At 37.1% G+C, this 18961-nt stretch carries 11 protein-coding genes; 8 read left to right on the forward strand and 3 right to left on the reverse strand.

Annotated elements, in window-relative coordinates:
• Nucleotides 1-62: 62 nt before the first annotated feature.
• Together KBP46_RS13925 and dinB are read right to left on the reverse strand one after the other, a co-directional pair.
• The gene (locus tag KBP46_RS13925; RefSeq protein ID WP_216443507.1) at nt 63-3119 is read right to left on the reverse strand and encodes a DNA polymerase III subunit alpha; all 3057 of its coding nucleotides are present in this window, start codon (nt 3117-3119) and stop codon (nt 63-65) included.
• 18 nt (nt 3120-3137) lie between these two features.
• Complete coding sequence (gene dinB / locus KBP46_RS13930) at nt 3138-4286, reverse strand: DNA polymerase IV (RefSeq protein WP_062673196.1); 1149 nt, start codon at nt 4284-4286, stop codon at nt 3138-3140.
• Nucleotides 4287-4347: 61 nt separating this feature from the next.
• Here dinB and KBP46_RS13935 point away from each other — a divergent pair, with 61 nt between their 5' ends.
• Nucleotides 4348-5136: a LexA family transcriptional regulator gene (locus KBP46_RS13935; RefSeq protein ID WP_120232454.1), complete on the forward strand. Its 789-nt coding sequence runs from the start codon at nt 4348-4350 to the stop codon at nt 5134-5136.
• A 91-nt stretch (nt 5137-5227) separates the two neighbouring features.
• Here the strand turns inward: KBP46_RS13935 and KBP46_RS13940 are convergent, their stop codons facing one another.
• Nucleotides 5228-6811, reverse strand: coding sequence for a Na+/H+ antiporter (locus KBP46_RS13940; protein WP_123278622.1), 1584 nt, complete (start codon nt 6809-6811; stop codon nt 5228-5230).
• 225 nt (nt 6812-7036) lie between these two features.
• Between KBP46_RS13940 and KBP46_RS13945 the strand changes: the two genes are divergently transcribed.
• From KBP46_RS13945 to KBP46_RS13975, 7 genes are all read left to right on the forward strand, one after another.
• Nucleotides 7037-7537 carry a M15 family metallopeptidase gene (locus KBP46_RS13945; RefSeq protein WP_062673190.1) on the forward strand — a complete coding sequence of 167 codons (501 nt, stop codon included), beginning with the start codon at nt 7037-7039 and terminating at the stop codon, nt 7535-7537.
• A 190-nt stretch (nt 7538-7727) separates the two neighbouring features.
• The gene (locus tag KBP46_RS13950) at nt 7728-8765 is read left to right on the forward strand and encodes a patatin-like phospholipase family protein (RefSeq protein WP_062673188.1); all 1038 of its coding nucleotides are present in this window, start codon (nt 7728-7730) and stop codon (nt 8763-8765) included.
• A 231-nt stretch (nt 8766-8996) separates the two neighbouring features.
• The gene (locus tag KBP46_RS13955; RefSeq protein WP_157885767.1) at nt 8997-9167 is read left to right on the forward strand and encodes a hypothetical protein; all 171 of its coding nucleotides are present in this window, start codon (nt 8997-8999) and stop codon (nt 9165-9167) included.
• A gap of 226 nt (nt 9168-9393) precedes the next feature.
• Nucleotides 9394-10152: a leucine-rich repeat domain-containing protein gene (locus KBP46_RS13960; RefSeq protein ID WP_120232451.1), complete on the forward strand. Its 759-nt coding sequence runs from the start codon at nt 9394-9396 to the stop codon at nt 10150-10152.
• Between the two features lie 13 nt (nt 10153-10165).
• Nucleotides 10166-12349: a hypothetical protein gene (locus KBP46_RS13965; protein WP_216443508.1), complete on the forward strand. Its 2184-nt coding sequence runs from the start codon at nt 10166-10168 to the stop codon at nt 12347-12349.
• Nucleotides 12350-12356: 7 nt separating this feature from the next.
• Nucleotides 12357-16166 carry a hypothetical protein gene (locus KBP46_RS23795; protein WP_253297046.1) on the forward strand — a complete coding sequence of 1270 codons (3810 nt, stop codon included), beginning with the start codon at nt 12357-12359 and terminating at the stop codon, nt 16164-16166.
• Nucleotides 16167-16228: 62 nt separating this feature from the next.
• Nucleotides 16229-18961 carry a hypothetical protein gene (locus KBP46_RS13975; protein ID WP_216443509.1) on the forward strand — a complete coding sequence of 911 codons (2733 nt, stop codon included), beginning with the start codon at nt 16229-16231 and terminating at the stop codon, nt 18959-18961.

The raw sequence follows: 18961 nt of genomic DNA on the forward strand, positions 1-18961 counted from the left end.
AAATAAGCAGAATTTTTGAATTAAAATAACATCAATGAAATCTAAAGTTAATATAAAAAATACTATTTTACTATCCGATGTCTGGGCAGTCCAATCTCATGGGCCTGTGGATAAGGCTTCCTATGAGTCATGCTTACATCTTCCTTAATCTGTTGATGGATATCATATTGTCTTTCTTTATCATAAGAGTACCGCGGATCAGGAATCATCGGCATTTTGGCCATTTTATGGATAGTAATTGTGGGAAAATGATAATCTACTTCTACTGTTCCCAAAAGTAAATAGCATCCTCCTCCCTGAAAACCATATTGTTTCAGACTGTCCGGAAAATGTGCGGTATCAAAATAATCTCCATTTGCATCAATCCACGTCCCGAAATACATTTCTCCTTTCTTCGTTGGGACATGTTTTCTGGCAATCAGATAAGCCAACATTTTCACTTGCTTTTTATGAAATTTCAATAAATCTTTTACAAACACAGAGCCTCTATATTGGGTCTGTAACAAGTCGAAGGGGCTACATGAAACAGGAAAGCCAATGAGTTCAATTTCGTCAAAAGCATCTTCAAACTGTTCTCTTTTTAACTGCGGAAGTTTAAACTCATGAACGGGTTCTTCAATCAGCATAAGCCCTCTTTGTTCCGGTTTAAAATTGACCAATAACAGCCTGGCTTCCACCAGCAATTCATTTTTAGGTTTCCCCGTAAACCTGAATGCTCCAATAAAAATTAATATCTGTATTGTTTCAATACCAATGGGAATTCGTCTGATAAAATCTTCCAGAGATTTGTAATCTCCATTTCTTTCGCGTTCTTCCACAATTCCGTGGGCAATTCTTGTTTCTAATCCTTCCAAAAGCATTAATCCCAAAAAGATATCTTTCCCTTTTAACGTAGTCTGGAATTCACTTGAATTCACACAAGGAACCTGAACGTTTCCACCTGACATTTTTGTTTCATGAATATAGACTTCGGTGCGGTAAAATCCTCCCTGATTATTAATCACAGAAACCATAAACTCCAATGGATAATATACTTTCAGATAAAGACTTTGGTAGCTTTCCACCGCATATGAAGCTGAATGTGCTTTACAGAAAGAATACCCTGCAAAAGACTCAATCTGACGAAAAGCCTCAGCAGTAAGCGCTTCAGAATGCCCCTGCTCTTGACAGGATTTAAAGAAGTTGGCCTTTACTTCATTCAATTTTTCAATTGATCGCTCTTTTCCACTCATCGCACGACGCAGAATATCACCGTCAGCATGAGTAAGTCCTCCGAAATATTGTGCAATTTTAATTACATCTTCCTGATATACCATAATGCCATACGTTTCTTTTAGATTTTCCTCAAAAACAGAATGAAAATATTCAAACTGATCCGGATGATTATGCCTGAAAATGTATTCCCGCATCATACCACTTTGTGCTACTCCAGGTCTGATAATAGAAGAAGCAGCAACGAGGATTCTGTAATTGTCACATTGTAATCTTCTTAAAAGCCCACGCATGGCGGGAGATTCTATGTAAAAGCAGCCGATCGTTTTTCCTATGGCCAGATATTCATTGGCTTTTTCTTCATCTTTGGAAATGCTTGTATCACGGATATCAACATCAATTCCTCTTGTTTTTTTAATAAGATCTACGGTATCCTTTATTGTTCCCAGACCTCTTTGAGACAGAATATCAAATTTCTCTAATTTAACATCTTCTGCCACATTCATATCAAATTGAACAATTGGAAATCCCTTCGGTGGCATTTCAAGGGCAGAATAGTTTGTAATAGGTTCTTCCGAGATTAAAATTCCGCAGGCGTGCATACTCCTTTGATTGGGAAACCTTTCCATCAGCCTGACATATTTATGGATCGTTTGTACGACAGAATTCGTTTCATGAACTTCCATTGGCTTTTTCGTCAGTTCATCCAACTCATCTTTAGGCAATCCAAAAGCTTTCCCGACCTCTCTGAATCTCGATTTGTATTTGAATTCAACGTTTGTTCCACAAAAAGCAACGTGATCTTTCCCATATCTGTTAAAAATATATTCCAAGATTACATCTCTGTTCTGCCAGCTCCAGTCGATATCAAAATCTGGAGGACTTTTCCTGTTAAGGTTGAGAAATCTTTCAAAATAAAGGTCAAGCTCCAAAGGACATATATCTGTAATACCGATACAATAACTGACAATGGAGTTAGCTCCGCTTCCACGTCCTACATGCATAAACCCCATTCTGTTACTGTATCGTACAATATCCCAGGTAATGAGGAAATAAGAACAAAAGTTGAGTTCATCAATTACTTTCAGTTCTTTTTCCACTCTTATTTTTGCTATTTCATGATCTTTACCATAACGCTTTTCAAGTCCTAAATAGGCTAACCTTTTTAAAAGTTTAACGTCAGATTCTTTGGACTTAGTATAGTATTGTTTGTTCTTAACTTTTTCAAAATCAAATTCAAAACTGCAGGCTTCCAGCAAATTTCTGGTATTCTTTATCATCTCAGGATACCTTTGAAAAGTACTGATGATTAAATCTTCGGATTTAAAATATTCCGATTTCCCACAAATATCCTGTTCATTCAGTTTCGACAACAGGGTATTTTTGTCAATAGCCCTTAATATTTTATGAAGATTATATTCTTTTTTAGTGCTGAATGTAACCGGATGAAGAACCACCATTTTCGGAACCAACCTTTTAAATTCAGGACGGATCAATAAGTTCAGTTCTTCTTCCCGGATTCCAATAAACTCATTTTCTTTTAGCTTTGAAGGAATGTTATCTATCGGATAAACAATAAAAACATTTTTAAATACAGGAGCTGCTTCAGAAAGTTCACCTCCATAACAATTATGATCTGTCAACATTTTATTGACTTCACCAATCCCGGAGAACTCTTTTGCCACAGCAATATAAAGCAGCCTGTCTTCTTTTCTGACCTCAATTCCGGCAATAGGTTTAATGCCTGCCTTTTCACATTCTTTCTTAAAATCATAAATAGCAGTAATCGTATTGATATCTGTTAATGCCAACTCTTTAATACCCAAAGAATGTGCCTGCCGTACCAATTCTTCTACCGATAAGGTACCGTAACGAAGACTGTGGAAAGAATGACAATTCAGAAACATGATCAAAAGTTTTATATATTATTTTCCAAAATCAAAACCGGATGCCCTGCCAACTGCATCAACACCAAACCGGTTCTTCAGATAATCCATTGTCTGGTATAGGCTCATCTGTTCTTCTGTATCTTCAAACAGATTCATCTGATGGTTGCCATGCACGAGTCCGGTAAACCGTAATCCTACCAATCTCAGTCTCATTCTTCTTGTATATACCTGGTTGAATAGTTCCAATGCCACTCTTGAAAGTGTATGGTCAGCTGAAGTATAAGCTACTTTGTACTGTTTAGTTTCCGTATCGAAATTGGCATATCGGATTTTTACTACCACAGTTGAAGTAAGCCATTTTTCTTGTCTCAGTTGATAAGCCAATTGCTCTGCCATTCCCGATATCAGCCGTTTTAATTCTATAATATCCATAGTATCGTTGGTAAAGGTTCTCTCGGTTGAGATAGACTTTCTTTCAGAATAAGGAACCACAGGATTCTCATCAATTCCATTGGCTTTTTTCCAAAGTTCTTTTCCGTTGAGTCCGATCATTTGCTGCAGAACAAGTACCGGCATTTCAGATAAGGTATGAATGGTCCGGATTCCGATTCTTGATAACAACTGGAAAGTCTTTTCACCTACCATTGGAATTTTTTTGATGGATAAAGGATTTAAAAATGGCTGTACTTCCAGTTCCTTGATTTCCATTCTCCCTAAAGGTTTAGCTTCTCCCGTACCAATTTTTGAAACGGTCTTATTCGTTGACAGTGCAAAGCTTATAGGAAGGCCTGTCTCTTTAGTAACAGTTTCAGCAATTTCTTTGGTCCATTGATAGCAGCCAAAAAACTTATCCATCCCTGATAAGTCCAAATAAAATTCATCAATACTTGCTTTCTCCATCACCGGAACTTTTCCTTGTATAATTTCGGTTACAGTATGAGATAAATTTGAATACATTTCATGATCACCCCGGATTACTTTTGCATCAGGACAAAGTCTCAGTGCCATACGAATAGGCATTGCAGAGCGAACCCCAAATTTTCTGGCTTCATAAGAACATGAGGCTACCACTCCACGGTCTCCACCTCCTATGATGAGAGGAATACCCTGAAGCTGCGAGTTATTACGTCTCTCGCAGGACACAAAAAATGTATCCAAATCCATATGTACAATTGCACGATTCACGCTACAAATTTAGTTACGTTTTTAAACAAAATTTGTATTTTTGTTGTTACAATTTATAACAATGTCAATTTTTTCAGACAACATACGCTTTTTAAGAGGCAAGAGAGAAAAAACTCAACAGGAGTTAGCGAATACTTTGAAACTCACCCGTTCCAGATACGTTTCTTATGAAGATGGCAGATCAGAGCCGCCTATCGAAATATTAATCAAAATCTCTAAGTTTTTCAATCTTAGTATTGACCTTCTTGTATCTGTTGACATCAGGAAGTATCCGCTGGAGGATATTCTGAAGCTTCCCGACAATCGAATTGTCTTACCTGTTATTGTGGATCAACTAGGAAACAACAGTATAGAAATCGTTCCGCAAAAAGCATCAATGGGTTATTTATCCGGCTACAGTGATCCGGAATATATTGAAAGTCTGCAAAGAATCTCACTTCCTTTTTTAACCAATGGAAAGTACCGTGCCTTTCCGGCCCAGGGAGATTCAATGCCGCCTTTTAAAGATGGCTCTTATATTATCGGGAAATATGTTGAAAATATTGATGATCTGAAACCGAATAAAAGTTATGTTTTTGTGACTTTGAATGATGGCATTTCTTATAAACGATTCATATCCGGAAACAAAAAATCAATAACTGTTGCTGCCGATAATTCATTTTACCAACCTTATGATATTCCATTGGGAGAAGTTGTAGAAATATGGCAATATGCATCAGGAATTTTTCCTGAAGATTTTGATTCAACCAATTTTGAAAATTATAATCTTAAAGATATGTTTTCAGAATTGAGAAATACTATTACGGAATTAGAAAATAAAGTGTTTATTATAAAAAATCAAACAATGTAGTTGATTCTTAATGAATAAAATTTAATAATACGACATATTTTGTCGCATTAGCGCTGTAATTTTGTTTTCAAAAAACAAATTATGATATAGATTAAATCATTCTTAACCGTTCTTCCTCAAGGTCGAGCTGATAGAGCTGATGGCGGATAATTTCTTCATTAACGGAAATATCTTTATTCAATTCTGAAAGAAACTGTCTCTGGCTTTCCAGCATTTCAAAAAAGATATCTTTGGTCTTTTCATTCATCCATTCAGTATTATTGTTCTGGATCTTTTCCTCCCATTGTTTCAGCATTCTTTCTAATCCTGCATGGCTGTTCAGTTCAGTTTCATGTTTGGTTTTAAGAAAATGATAAACATGCTGTTTCAGTTGATGTTTTATTTCTTCCCTTGCCTTTTTATCTTTCTCTTCATCTGTAAAATCATCAAATACATGTCCATATTTGATGAAGTATGGCAAGGTAAGTCCTTGTACGAGTAATGTAAGAAGAATCACCACGAAAGTAATGAAAAGGATAAGGTTTCTGTTGGGAAAAGGAAGTCCGTTTTCAAGGGTAATCGGAATGGCAAGTGCAGCAGCCAATGAAACAACTCCTCTCATTCCGGTCCATCCAAGCATCAAAGGCATCAACAGGCGTCTTCTTGCCGAAGAAGCACGGGGAGCGACACTTGGCCGGAAAATCAATGTAGCCAGCATGGCGGCATAAGAACTTATGATTCTGGCGGCAATCAGAACACCGGTCACCAACACTCCATATTGGATAGCAATTCTCAAAGGAATTCCTTCTGACCGCAACCCTCCAACAATTTCAGGAAGCTCGAGCCCGATGATTAAGAAGACGATACCATTCAGAATAAATACAAAACTCTGCCATACACTATAGCCCATAATTCGGCTAGTACTGTTGAGAAATATCAATCGTTTGCCTGACATATACAAACCTCCGCAAACCACAGCTAAAACTCCGGAAGCATGAAACTGTTCTGCTATCCAATACATCAGATAAGGTTCAATAATCGTTAAAGCAATATCCGAAGAAGCTTCTGTAGGGAGTCTTTTGTGAACCTGTACAAAGATCCATGCTAAGAGTAAGCCAATTCCGGCACCTCCGATGATCATCCATACAAAGTCTAATGAGGCTTCCTGCCATATAAATTGTCCGGTTCCTACAGCAATCAAAGCAAAACGGAATATAATTAATGAAGAAGCATCATTCAATAAACTTTCTCCTTCCAGAATAGCAGAAGTAGTGGACGGGATTTTTACAAATTTCATGATCGCTCCTGTACTTACTGCATCAGGTGGAGATACGATACCTCCCAGCAAAAACCCGAGAGCAAGTGTAAATCCGGGAATAAAATAATTGGCAGTCACTGCCACTGCCAGTGCCGTAAAAAAGACCACTAAAAAAGCAAAGCTTCCGATAATACGCCACCATCGTTTCATTTCTTTAAAGGAAATAGACCACGCAGCTTCAAATAAAAGAGGAGGTAAAAATATAAAAAAGATAAGATCCGGATTGATCTTTACAACCGGAAGACCTGGTACAAAACTAACAAGCAGCCCGAATACAACGAGCAAAACAGGATAAGCAATTTTTAATTTTGTAGCCCACATATTGAGCAGCACAATGGCAGCCACCATGGCTAATAAAAAAGGTAGGATCGTATGCATTTACTATTGTGTTTTATCCATCATATTTACTACTTCTATTTGATTTTTAAAAATTTAAAAGCAATTTTTTCTCATTTTTTGGATGTACAGATGAGCTACTTGTTGCTAAATCTCTTTTCATATTATGTTTTTTATCTAAGGTTGAATATTATAAAAATTTAAATAAAACACGTCAAGTTTCGTCGCCTCTGCGCTATACTTTTGTTTTATAACAAAATAAAAAATATGGACAAAGTAACCTTAGAAAGGATTCAGAAACTTCACCCGTTGGTAAGAGATGAAGTGAAGCAGATTATACAGGAATGTGATGAAGCTCTTACCGGAAGAGCTAAGATACGAATCACTCAGGGATTAAGATCTTTTGAAGAGCAGGAAAAGCTTTATGCCATCGGAAGAATTACTTCAGGAAAAAAGGTAACCAATGCGAAGGCAGGGCAAAGCATCCACAATTATGGACTTGCCGTAGATATCTGCCTGATGATCGACGGGAAAACAGCAAGTTGGGATACCGCAAAGGACTGGGATAATGACAAAGTTGCAGATTGGTACGAATGTGTGAAAATTTTTGCCCGTCACGGCTGGGACTGGGGTGGAAACTGGAAAACATTTAAAGACCTTCCCCACTTCGAAAAAAAGAATATTCCCTCTAAAAAAGGTCCTGTAAAAACCAGTTGGAGAACGCTCTTGAAGATGCCAAAAGACCAACAGAATTACGTTATTTTTTAGTATCATTTATTTGAAATTAAATATAATACGACACGTTCTGTCGCCTCCTCAAGTTACCTTTGCTTTATAAGAAAACAACAAAAAAGCAATGAAATCTCAATATGGAATCTCAACATTTTCTGACCAGTCAATAAGGTTCTGTAGATTTAAGATTGCATGTGTCCTTTTAACAAACCATTAAAAATATCACATGAAAAAGACAACCATTCTTTCTTTGGACGGAGGTGGAATAAGGGGAATTGTAACCTGCATTATTCTGCGTTACATAGAAGAACAGCTCCAGTATTATGATAAGCCTTCCGCCAAGCTGGGAGATTATTTTGATCTGGTAGCTGGCAGCAGCACCGGAGGTCTGATTGCTTCTATTATTCTCTCTCCTGATGAAACCCGAAAAGCAAAATATTCTATTCAGAAAGGATTGGAATTATATGCTGAAAAGGGGGGCGACATCTTCCAGGTTTCCTTTTGGGAAAAACTGGTTAATCCATTCGGATTATTGAATGAAAAAATTTCCCAGGAAGCTCTGGAAAAAAATTTACATGATTTCTTTGGAAATTTAGAATTAAAAGAATTAATAAAACCATGTTTAATAACAAGTTATGACATAGAGAACAGAAGGGCAAAACTTTTCAACTCGTGGAAAGCAAACCTCAGCACAGATAATTTCTATGTAAGAGATATCTGCAGAGCGACTTCAGCGGCTCCTACGTATTTTAGCCCTGTTCAGATTAAATCCATGTATGGCCAGATTTTCAGTTTGATTGATGGAGGAATGTTTGCTAATAATCCCGCGCTTTGTGCTTATGCCGAAGCAAGGAAGATTCCTTTCGCAGAAGTTTTAAAAAACCATCAGAAAGCTAATCACCCAAGCGTAAACGACATGATCATTGTCTCTATCGGAACAGGAATTGAAGCAAGACCTTATTCTTTTAAAAGATTGGAAAAGGCTGGAAAAATTGGCTGGGTAAGCCCAATCGTCGACATTTTGATGTCTGCCAACGCAGAAACAGTGGATTATCAGCTGGAACAAATGTTTCAGACGCTGGGACTTAGAAATCAAAAAAACTATTACCGATTGAATCCTTCACTGAAAAATGCTTCTCCCGCAATGGATAATGTAAGAAGATCCAATATCGAAAATCTGATACAAGCCGGATTGAGCTATATTGATGATCACAGAGAAACTTTGAACCAGATTGTTCAGAAACTCATCAAAAATAAAATATAAGCTTTTTACCTTATAACAGTATCATATAAGCTATTAAGATTATATTTAAAAATTAAAAAATCTTTTTAAAAACACGTCAAGTTTTGTCGCTTTGCCCCATTACCTTTGGAGTATTAAAAAGACACAACAACAATTCTTAAAAACTTTTAAAAGCCTTTGAATTCAACATTTTCTCATGCTGAACAGTCTAAAATATGTTCAAAATATAACCAACACCTTACAACACAAAACATGGAAACACCAGATCACAATACCGATGTACTCTTCAATGAAGATCTCTATACAATAGAATGGAGTGATATCGAAAATGCTGAGATGGACTATGAAAACTATCTCATTGACATTGAAAACTTCTTCAGGGAAGATTTTGAAAAAGGATTACTCGAAGAAGATATTTTTTAAATAAAAATTAATACACGACAAGTTCTGGCGCTGTTCAACATTACTTTTGAAATCTCTATAATAACCGTACAGCAAACTCATTAAACATTCTCAATTCCTTTGAATTCACCATTCACAAAATGCTGAACAGCCAGAACTATGTCTGAAAATATAGCACAAAAGTGAGCATGCTTTATAAAAGAACAGATCACAGCAATCAACTTATTAATCAATCACACAACGTTTTATGAAAACAAAAGAAGAATTAAAGCTCTATTTTGAAAATGGAGATATCCCAAAACAGGAAGATTTTTGGGAATGGCAGGACGCTTACTGGCATAAGGATGAGAAAATTGACATGCGCAAGATCGCAGGTCTGGAGAATGGTACATTCAACATACTCTATGCTGAAATGGATGCTGATAAAAATGCTTCACTGGCTTTCTTTTCAAAAAGAAAAATTGTGATAAAAGAAGGAACACTCACTATTCCCAAAAATTTCACCGCAGGTCTGCAGGTAACTGACGTAGAAATCCCTGACTCTGTAACAACTATCCAGGAAAGCGCATTTAGTAACGGCGGCTTAACGACCTTTACAATTCCTCCAAAGGTAACCGAAATCCCCAATTGGGCTTTTTACAATAACAGATTAACGTCTTTATTTATTCCGGACAGCGTTATCAATATTGGAATACAGGCATTTACAGCCAATCAACTGAAAGAACTTCGTCTTCCCAAAGGAATAACGATTATCTCACAAGGAGCCTTCTCTGCCAATAAGCTGACATCTGTTGAGATTCCCGATGGAGTAACAGAAATTCACTCGGATGCTTTTGTCAGCAATCAACTCACCTCAGTAACCATTCCGGCCAGTGTACTCAAAATTGAAAACAATGCTTTCAGAGTTAACCAGCTTACAAAAGTAACATTAGGCCCTGAAACGACCTATTTACCTTATTCTTTTGACAGCACAGTGGAAATCGTGGGAGGAAAACTCATCAATTAAAATTTTTAAGCAAATGAAAACAAAACAAGAATTAAAAAAATATTTCGAAAACGGAGATATCCCAGTACAGGAAGAATTCTGGGAGTGGCATGATTCCTATTGGCACAAAGATGAAAAGATTCCTGCAGATCAATTAGATTATGATCTCTCTCAAAAAGCAGATGTAAATGCATCCAATCTTAGCCCACAGAATGCTCAGCTTTGGAAAGAAAAAATTGAAACGCAGACAGCTATTCAGGTTCCGCAATTAAATGGAAATATCTTAACGGTATTTTATACGGGTGAGAATGGGGTTCAGCAAAGTAAATCTGTAGATTTAAGCAGTCTGGTAACCCGTGATATCAGTATTGAAAATGCAGCATATGATGCCTCTCAAAATATGATTACCATTACCCAGAATGACGGTTCTGCCTTTCATATCAATCTTTCTGAATTCAGCATTATTCCTACTACCAATGCTGATGGAAGTGTAACATTATCACAGGAAGGACAGGAAAAAATCACTGTAAAAAAAGTAGCTTTAACAGGAAGTTATAATGACCTTTCTGACAAACCCACTTTTAGCGGGAATGATAATTTACAGAATGTCATAGACAGAGGTAACGGAACAACCAAACCTATTATTTTTCAGCCAAGCCAGGGCAGAGCAGGTGAAATCAATTTCAGCCCTACAACGTATTCCTTCTGGTTTGGAAATTTGAATACGGATCACACCGGAGCTTACGGACTGGGAATTGGTTATAACACATTATCAAAGTTAACCACCGGAGCAAATAACGTAGCTCTAGGTTCTTACGCTTTAAATGAAACCACCACAGGAAGATGGAATACCGCAACAGGTGTTTCAAGCGGAGCTAAACTTACAACGGGTAATTTCAATGCTTTTTTCGGAACACAAGCGGGAACTGAAACAACAACAGGAAACGGAAATACGTATATCGGAGATGAAGCAGGAAACAAAAATATTGCCGGAACCAATAACACCGCGCTTGGTCTGGGAGCCGCTTATTCCTTAACTAATGGTACTCAGAATACTTTTTTAGGTGCTTTTGCCGGAAATATTCATGGAAAAGCGACAACTTCAGGAGCATGGGGATCCAATACTTTTGTCGGATATAATGCCGCCTCCACTACGCATGCTATGGGTGTTTGGGGTGATAACAATGTCGTTATCGGCTGTAATGCCCCATTAGGAGGTTCAACCTTCAACAAACTGGTGATTGAATCCAATCCGGTAGCAAGACGCCATGATTTTGTAACGCCTTTAATTGGTGGAGACTTTGCTGCAAGAACATTGGATTTTGACGCCGTGATTTCTGCAAAAAGAACACCTTTAGCAGATAACACTTATACAAAAGTTGCGGTTCTTAATGCCGGTAATGTATTGGGATATAAAAACCTTTCCGATTTTCAAAACTACATTCCTATCACAGGAACAGAAGCAAACAATCCTGTTTCCGGTCATATCCAGTTTGAAAATGCCGAAGCTCCGGAAATTGAATCTCTTCTCTATAAAATCAATACTCAGGACGGAATTAAAAACCAGGTAGGTTTCTTTCCAAGCGGAGTTTTGATCACATCAGGCAGTGTAGATAATTCTATACAATCAAATTTAGATGTCAGTAAAGATTACGGTGTATTGGCTAGAGCTTATGGTGCAAAACTTAGTTTAAGTAATGCCGGAGCCTCTTTAACGAGTTTTACCGATCATTCTGACGGTAAAGGAATTATGGTAAGCAATTATCCTGATGAGCCTGTTATGGTAGAACATCAGGTATCAAATGCCAGAGGATTAAGTTCTAAAACTTATTTTGGAGACAACGCACAGGAAAATGATTACATCCAGAAACAATATGCAGACAAACAGCATTCCTACAGTACCAAAGAAGAGCTGACGGGTGGAAAATGGATCAACGGTAAGCCTGTCTACAAAAAAACCTTGTATCTGGATCAAATTCCGAGAACAGGTGAAATTGACTTAAGACCTGAATTCCCGGATCTCGAAACCATTATCTCCAACGAAATGTTTACAGAATGGGATGATCTTAAAGCGGCATTTGCAGGTAATCAGTGGCGAACAAAAGTCTACATCACTATTGAAAGAGAAAGAGCAATTATTGAACTGTTGAATACACCTGATTATGATTATTCTCTTATCAACTCGTTTACTCTAACACTTGAATACACCAAAAAATAAGAACAAAATGCCAACAAATAATACATCAACAGTAAAATCCGCATTTACTGTCGGAAAATCCTTAATAGGAGAAGGAATTATTAACTATAAAGAAACAAACCCTATGAATACCAATAACGCATCACAATCACTTTTCAGATTTGTAAGTCTGAGAAACCCTCAATTAACAGAAATTAAAGACAAAAACTTAGGATTTATCCACAGACCTAAAGGAGTAACCGGTGTTTTTGACACAGCGGTCGTTGGAAGACCTGCCAAAACTTTAAAATTTACAGCCATGAAAAGGGCTGCCGGAGAGTTTAACAATTCCGGATTCGAAAGCGAAAAGAAAATCGAAGAAGGAGCATTTAGAGACCTTCTGATGATCGGAAGAAAGCTTTCTAAAAAAGAAACATTAGAAAGCGCTGACTGGACGTTCGTTACGGATTATTACAAAAGCCTTATTAATACCAACAGACAGCTGAACGCAGAAGGAATTGCTATATTTTCCCAACTTTGGAATAATTATATTTATCAGATTGTTACCCAGGGAGATTTCTATATTAAAGAAGCAATCAGCCACATTTTAATGGCTATTCAGCTTGGTTTTGCCAGCAATCAGGACCTTACAGATCAGGAAATCATCAAAATTAATGGAGAAAAACCATTGGAAAAAGCAATGGATGGAAAAATCATACTTCCTACCATCCTATTTTCAGAAGATACGGAAACGGCTTCTTTAGTTTCATCTGCAAACGCTGAAAGTTCCGAACCGGTTTTGGCAGCAAGAACAGTTCAGAGATTAGAATCTGAAGCAAGAACTTCTTTTGTATCCAGTAAAGCCATCCACAGAAAAGAATCCCTGAACACACTGAATTCCGAACTGGAAAAGCTTCAGAAAAAATTCCATAAATCCAGACATCAGGCCTACCAGGATGAGTATTCCAGATATATGACAGAAAACAAAGAACGTTTGGAACTGTATGACAGAAAGCTGGCCGAAGTAGACAGTAAAATCACTCCGGACATGTCCGAAGAAGAAAAAGAACGCCTTTACAGCACTTTGAAAGAATATGAAGTTGCGCCTTTCGTATTTACGTACAAAAATGAAATCAATTTGGAGGATTTGCAAGCAAAGCTTTCACCGGAATCTTTCGACCTTTTTGTAGAACTTTTCGGTGAATCCACAACCAGCTTAACTTCTGTGGCAGAAGATACAGACAGCCTTCAGATCCTTTCCCACGACACCTTGAGAATGGGTGCGCAAACTATTGTTCTTGATGATGAGATTGAAAGCTATGCTGATGCTTTACTTGTTGTAAGAAACAATATCTCTGCTTCCATGGAGACGGCACTTCAAAACAGTCCTCTTCCGGAACAGCAGTATGCCAATATCGGCGGAGCTTCAATACCTCTTATTCAGAATACCGCCAGAACACCGATGGCATACAGCTTATATGCTCACAGTGCTTACGTAGTAGCAGGCAGCAGAGGATTTGTTAATTTTTCTTTTGAAGTTGAAGATGTTTCGTGGAGTGTTGCCAATGCTAAAATTACGGCTACAACAGATGCTGCCGGAACTTTCGAAGAAAATTACAGCAATATTTCTGTAGTTGATAATAAAATTACCTTACCTGCGGCTTTGGTAAACAGATTCAGAACCAGCTTTAGTTTCAAAATAGAAATTATTTTTGATAACGGAAGCCAGGCTTATGGAGAGATTGCCACACAATATCTGAAAGAAGACTTAAACCTTACCGGAATGCTGACTCTGAAGCGTGCAGCAGTTGAAAATCCGGGTACACCTGAACCAGGTACAACCCAAAAACGAAAAAATTTCGGGATCAAAAGATTGGGTGTAGCAGATTATATGAAAGTCGTGCAAAGTGTTCATGCTTATGTTCCGGGAGAAGTGTCCAATATTGAGAACGTTATGGCAAGCGAACTGAGACATAAGTCTTCCGTTTCCAGAGAGTACTCTGAAATTATGGATACAACTTCCAAATCTCAGGAAACGGAGAAGATGTCAGACACTTCCAAAACTTCCAGAACGGATATGCAGACCGAAGTTGCGAAAGAAATTGAAAAGCAGCAGAGTATTTCTGCGTACACAAGATTCAGCTATGGAAATGACAGTGCCATGAAGTTTGAAATCGGAGCTGACTATGCCAATAATACGGCACAGCACGACAGTACAAGACAAGCTGTAATGAAATCTCAGGAAATTACAGAAAGAGCAATGGAAAGAGTTCTTACTAAAATTTCAGAAGAAAGAGTACAGAAAATCATCAAGGAATATACGGAAACCAATGTTCATGAATATGATAACAGAGGAAAGGTAACCAACACTGATAATGCTGAAGCGGCACAGCCTAAACACATTACCGGAGTTTACAGATGGATCGACAAGAAAATGAAAAACCAGATCTACAACTATGGTAAGCGTACGATGTTTGAATTTATGGTTCCTGAACCTTCAAGATTACACCGTCTGGCTCTTACTGTTGCCAAGGCTCAGGTGCTTAAAGCTCCTGTAGATCCAAGAAAAGCACCGGAACCATGGTTAATGGCAGATCCAAAATCTGCAACGATTGTACAGATCCAGCATTGGGCTCAGGAATACGGAGTAACTTTAGAGGCATTCCCGGAAGCAACCAAACAAGTAATTCATACTGCTTCCAGCGTTCCTCAGACAAATGATGATTTTGGAATTGATCATACACAATTTACCATCCCAGACAATTATGCTGGTAAAAATGCAAGTTTCGCGTGCAGGTCAACAAGAAACAGAGGTGGTGGATGGTCAGGATCACGTTATTCTGAAGTGATGTTCTCAAACTTAAAAGGAGATATGATTGGCCGTTCTGAACGTGGTGGAGACCTTAATTTTGACGATGGATCATCTGGTTTCAATATCACAGGTAATGTATCTTTCCAGGTGAAGGGCCACAACGTAAGAAGTTATACCATCAAAGTCGTTGTGAACTGTGAGCTGAGCGATGCCTTTATCAGCAAGTGGAAAACAGACAGTTTTAATGATATTATTAAAGCCTATGAAGCTGCTTATGCCAAATTCCAGGAAGATCAGGCAAGATTAGACGCAGAGCAAAAAGAAAAAGAAGCTCAGCTTAAAGAAAGACAGGATACTTTCTACCGTTATATGGAACATGACGTGTTAAAGCACAACTGTATTGCTTATTTATTACAGGATTACCTTTATACATTAGGCCAGGAAACAACCAATGGTGCTGATGAGAAAACAACCATGGATAATTTCCAGGTATACCTGAATGAAAATCTGGACAGATATACAGCCCTTGCCAAGTTTATGGAACAGGCATTCGAATGGGAAATTATGGATTACACCTTCTACCCATACTATTGGGCTAACCGTAAGAGCTGGCAGGAATTCTACATCAGCGAAAGTATGGACCCATTGTTCAGAAGTTTCCTGCAGGCAGGTATGGCAAGGATTATCGTTACCGTAAAACCAGGTTTCGAAGCAGCTGTTCAGTTCTTCCTTGAAACAGGATTGATCTGGAATGGCGGTTCTGTTCCGGTAATCGGCGACCCAATGTACATGAGTATCGTAGACGAAATGAGACAGCCTACCGGAGAACCTCAGGGTAAATACTGGATTACCAGAATCCCTACTACCTTAACGATCCTTCAGGACAAATCCACAGGACTTCCGGTAAATCAGCCATTACCGATTTTCCCGGAAAATACCCCGGAAAATTGTGAAAACCCATCAGAATTGGAATTTGAAACAAGCTTCAGATTGGATGAAGATGCACAATTACAGCATGGAGATAAGGAAACAAGCACCTTAGATTAAACTATTCAATGAAATGGTGGCATAAAGCCGCCATTTCTTTTTAAACACTTAACACTTATAAAATGAAATCAATAAAAGCATTAGGAACTCATGACATAGCTTCATTAAAGATGCCTAAAATCACCAAAATAAGTGGCTTGGGACTTTCGCCTGAAAATAAATATGGCCATTTAAATGGAAGTGGCCTTACCTATTACCACAAATTTTTAGCTTATGGAGATATAAATAAATTGGTGGAAGAATATAACGATCCCAAATTTCTAAAAGCTCATACCGATACTGATCTATTAATATTTTACTTACTTGGAAGCAAAAATGAATTATATATTACCATTACCGGGAGATCAAAAGATTACAATAAATTATTAAGCTCTCAACAAGAATTTAAATATGAAGGATTTAAGGATGATATAACGTTTAAAGAATATGTTATCAATAATATCATTAATGACAGACAACAAGGATTTTCTTTTTCTCACGATGAAATTTCAACAGCTATTGATGATGCGATATCAGATTATCAATTTATTATAAGCGAACAAAATACTAAGCAGGAATCCAGATTTGCCATTCCAAGCCAGGTTTTAAAAAACAAAGTAAATTTAAAAGAGCAAGGTACTATAAAGGCTTTACAGGAAGTAAACAGAACCATTGCCAAAATGAGAGCGGAAGAAAAACATGCCTATAATGAGTGGATCATTTCTAAAGCAGATCCCTACAATTATTTTGGAATTCACTTGAACAATAATAAAGATATTTCTCTAAAAGACCTGAAACAGCTCATTGCCCAACTGAAAGATTATAAAAAGAATATGGGGGAGCTTAAAGACGGAAGAATCACCAATATTGAAGATATGAATTCCTTTGTAGAGCAAAATCTTACTGCTGGAGGAAGTATGTTCAAATGGTTCATTGATACTCCTTTCTTCAGTTTGGATATGGAAACCAGGAAAAAATACATCGAAATGTATTGTGGAGAAGAATCTGCTTTCCCAAGATTCAGTATTTCAGGAGGAATCTCTAATGGAGATATTGTTGCTGCATTATTTAAAACCTGTTCTAATAAGCAGGAGCTTTTTGATATTATAATCTGTTTAGAGCAAGATGGAAAACTCTTTCATTTGCTTAATAACTTAAAATTTCAGGCATTTTCCCAAGTATGTACTATTATCACAGGAGTTTATATGACCTACATTAAAAAGGGAGAAATGAACAAAAAGTATGCGGATTCCCTTGAATTTGGCAGACAGATTTTATTCGATAACAGAACTTTTGGGAATCGTAATATTGAAGAATTTGATATAAAACACAACAAATTAAAATTCACAACAGATCTCAATCTTTTTGTAAAAGTTGGAAAAATGAGTCTTGTTGCTCCTTTTCTATCAAATATGACAAGAGAAGATCTGCAAAAACCTATTTCCTGTAATCCTCTTGACATCATAAGTGTAACTCCTGTAGAAGATATTGAAAAATATAAACTGAAAAAAGGTGAAATCTATTTACTTCCTGCTTGCTTTGTCTATCTCCTATATAATGAAGAAACATGGGAAACCAATATACTTGCCGCAGAAGTTACGATACAGCTAGCCTTCTGCCTTCTTGGTGTGGGTGAAATAATGGCAGCTGTAGAGGCAGGAAGTACAATTGGTGTGGCTTATTCCGCAACCGGTGTCGTAATAGATGCTGGTTTTGGAGCTACATTGTTTAAAGAATTTAAAAAAGACCATCCTGTAATTACAAAGTACATTCATTATGCAATGTGGGCACGTTTAGCAACCGATTTCATTAATGTAAAAGGGTTGTCACAAGAGCTCAGAGCCTCTATGAATGCAAAGAAAATTAATTTTGAACCCTATGAAGCAACAATAGATGGAGTAAGAGTTATAAAAGGAACAAAAAAGATATATCGTCCGCTTTCTATTGGATTGCTTAGTGTTATTCCACCTGCCATCCCGGCACTTTATGCAGCACAAGGAGGACGGAAGCTGTTATTTTATTTACAAGGAATAAAAGAATCAATAACAGATGTTACCATTTTCTTTAAAGGAGCTGAAATTTTTTCAGGTAGTAAATCTGCAGCTAAGGAATTTATGGATGCAGCAGTAGTAGTTTACAAAAATGAAGGGCAAGCAGCCATGGAAAATTTCTTCTTTGCGAAACAAGCTTCCGAAAGAACAAGAATTTTACATTCACAACTACCACCAGGAGATATACATGTAGGGAATTTAATTAAAAAGAAAAATGGAGAAGGATATTTCTATGAACTTCACGAATTAAATCAGACATTGCATTACAAGAAAAATTGGACTGTATATGATAAAATAAAAGAAGATCAATTTTTATGCAATGTATATGTAGTAAAAGATAATGGTAAAAACTTATATTCAGGTGATTTTTTTATTCCTCCAGCTTTAAACGCAACTTTAAGGGCTAATAAAGCAGATCTTTCTGACATCAGTCTGGGGAAAACTATGTATGATGACGGTTTTGTCTCACTTCAGATGGACCTTGGAAAGGAATTTGACGGAATCTATGGTCTTTACCAAAAGAGCTCAGCATATGTTGCATATGGAGGAGAATCTGTAAATTTAACCCGATTTAAAAAAGCCATGCAAGGAAAACCTATTACAAAAGATAATATCATAGAAGCAGTAAAACAAATTGCTCCCTATAGTTGGGCAAAAGAAAAAGGCTTTGATAAAATTGAATTGAAAACTCCTATGAATGAATTCAATGATCTTTTAGGAGATATTAATAAATTAGAAGAACTAAAAGTAATATATCACAAATAA

The sequence above is a fragment of the Chryseobacterium sp. PCH239 genome (assembly GCF_018924625.1).
Taxonomy (GTDB): domain Bacteria; phylum Bacteroidota; class Bacteroidia; order Flavobacteriales; family Weeksellaceae; genus Chryseobacterium; species Chryseobacterium cucumeris.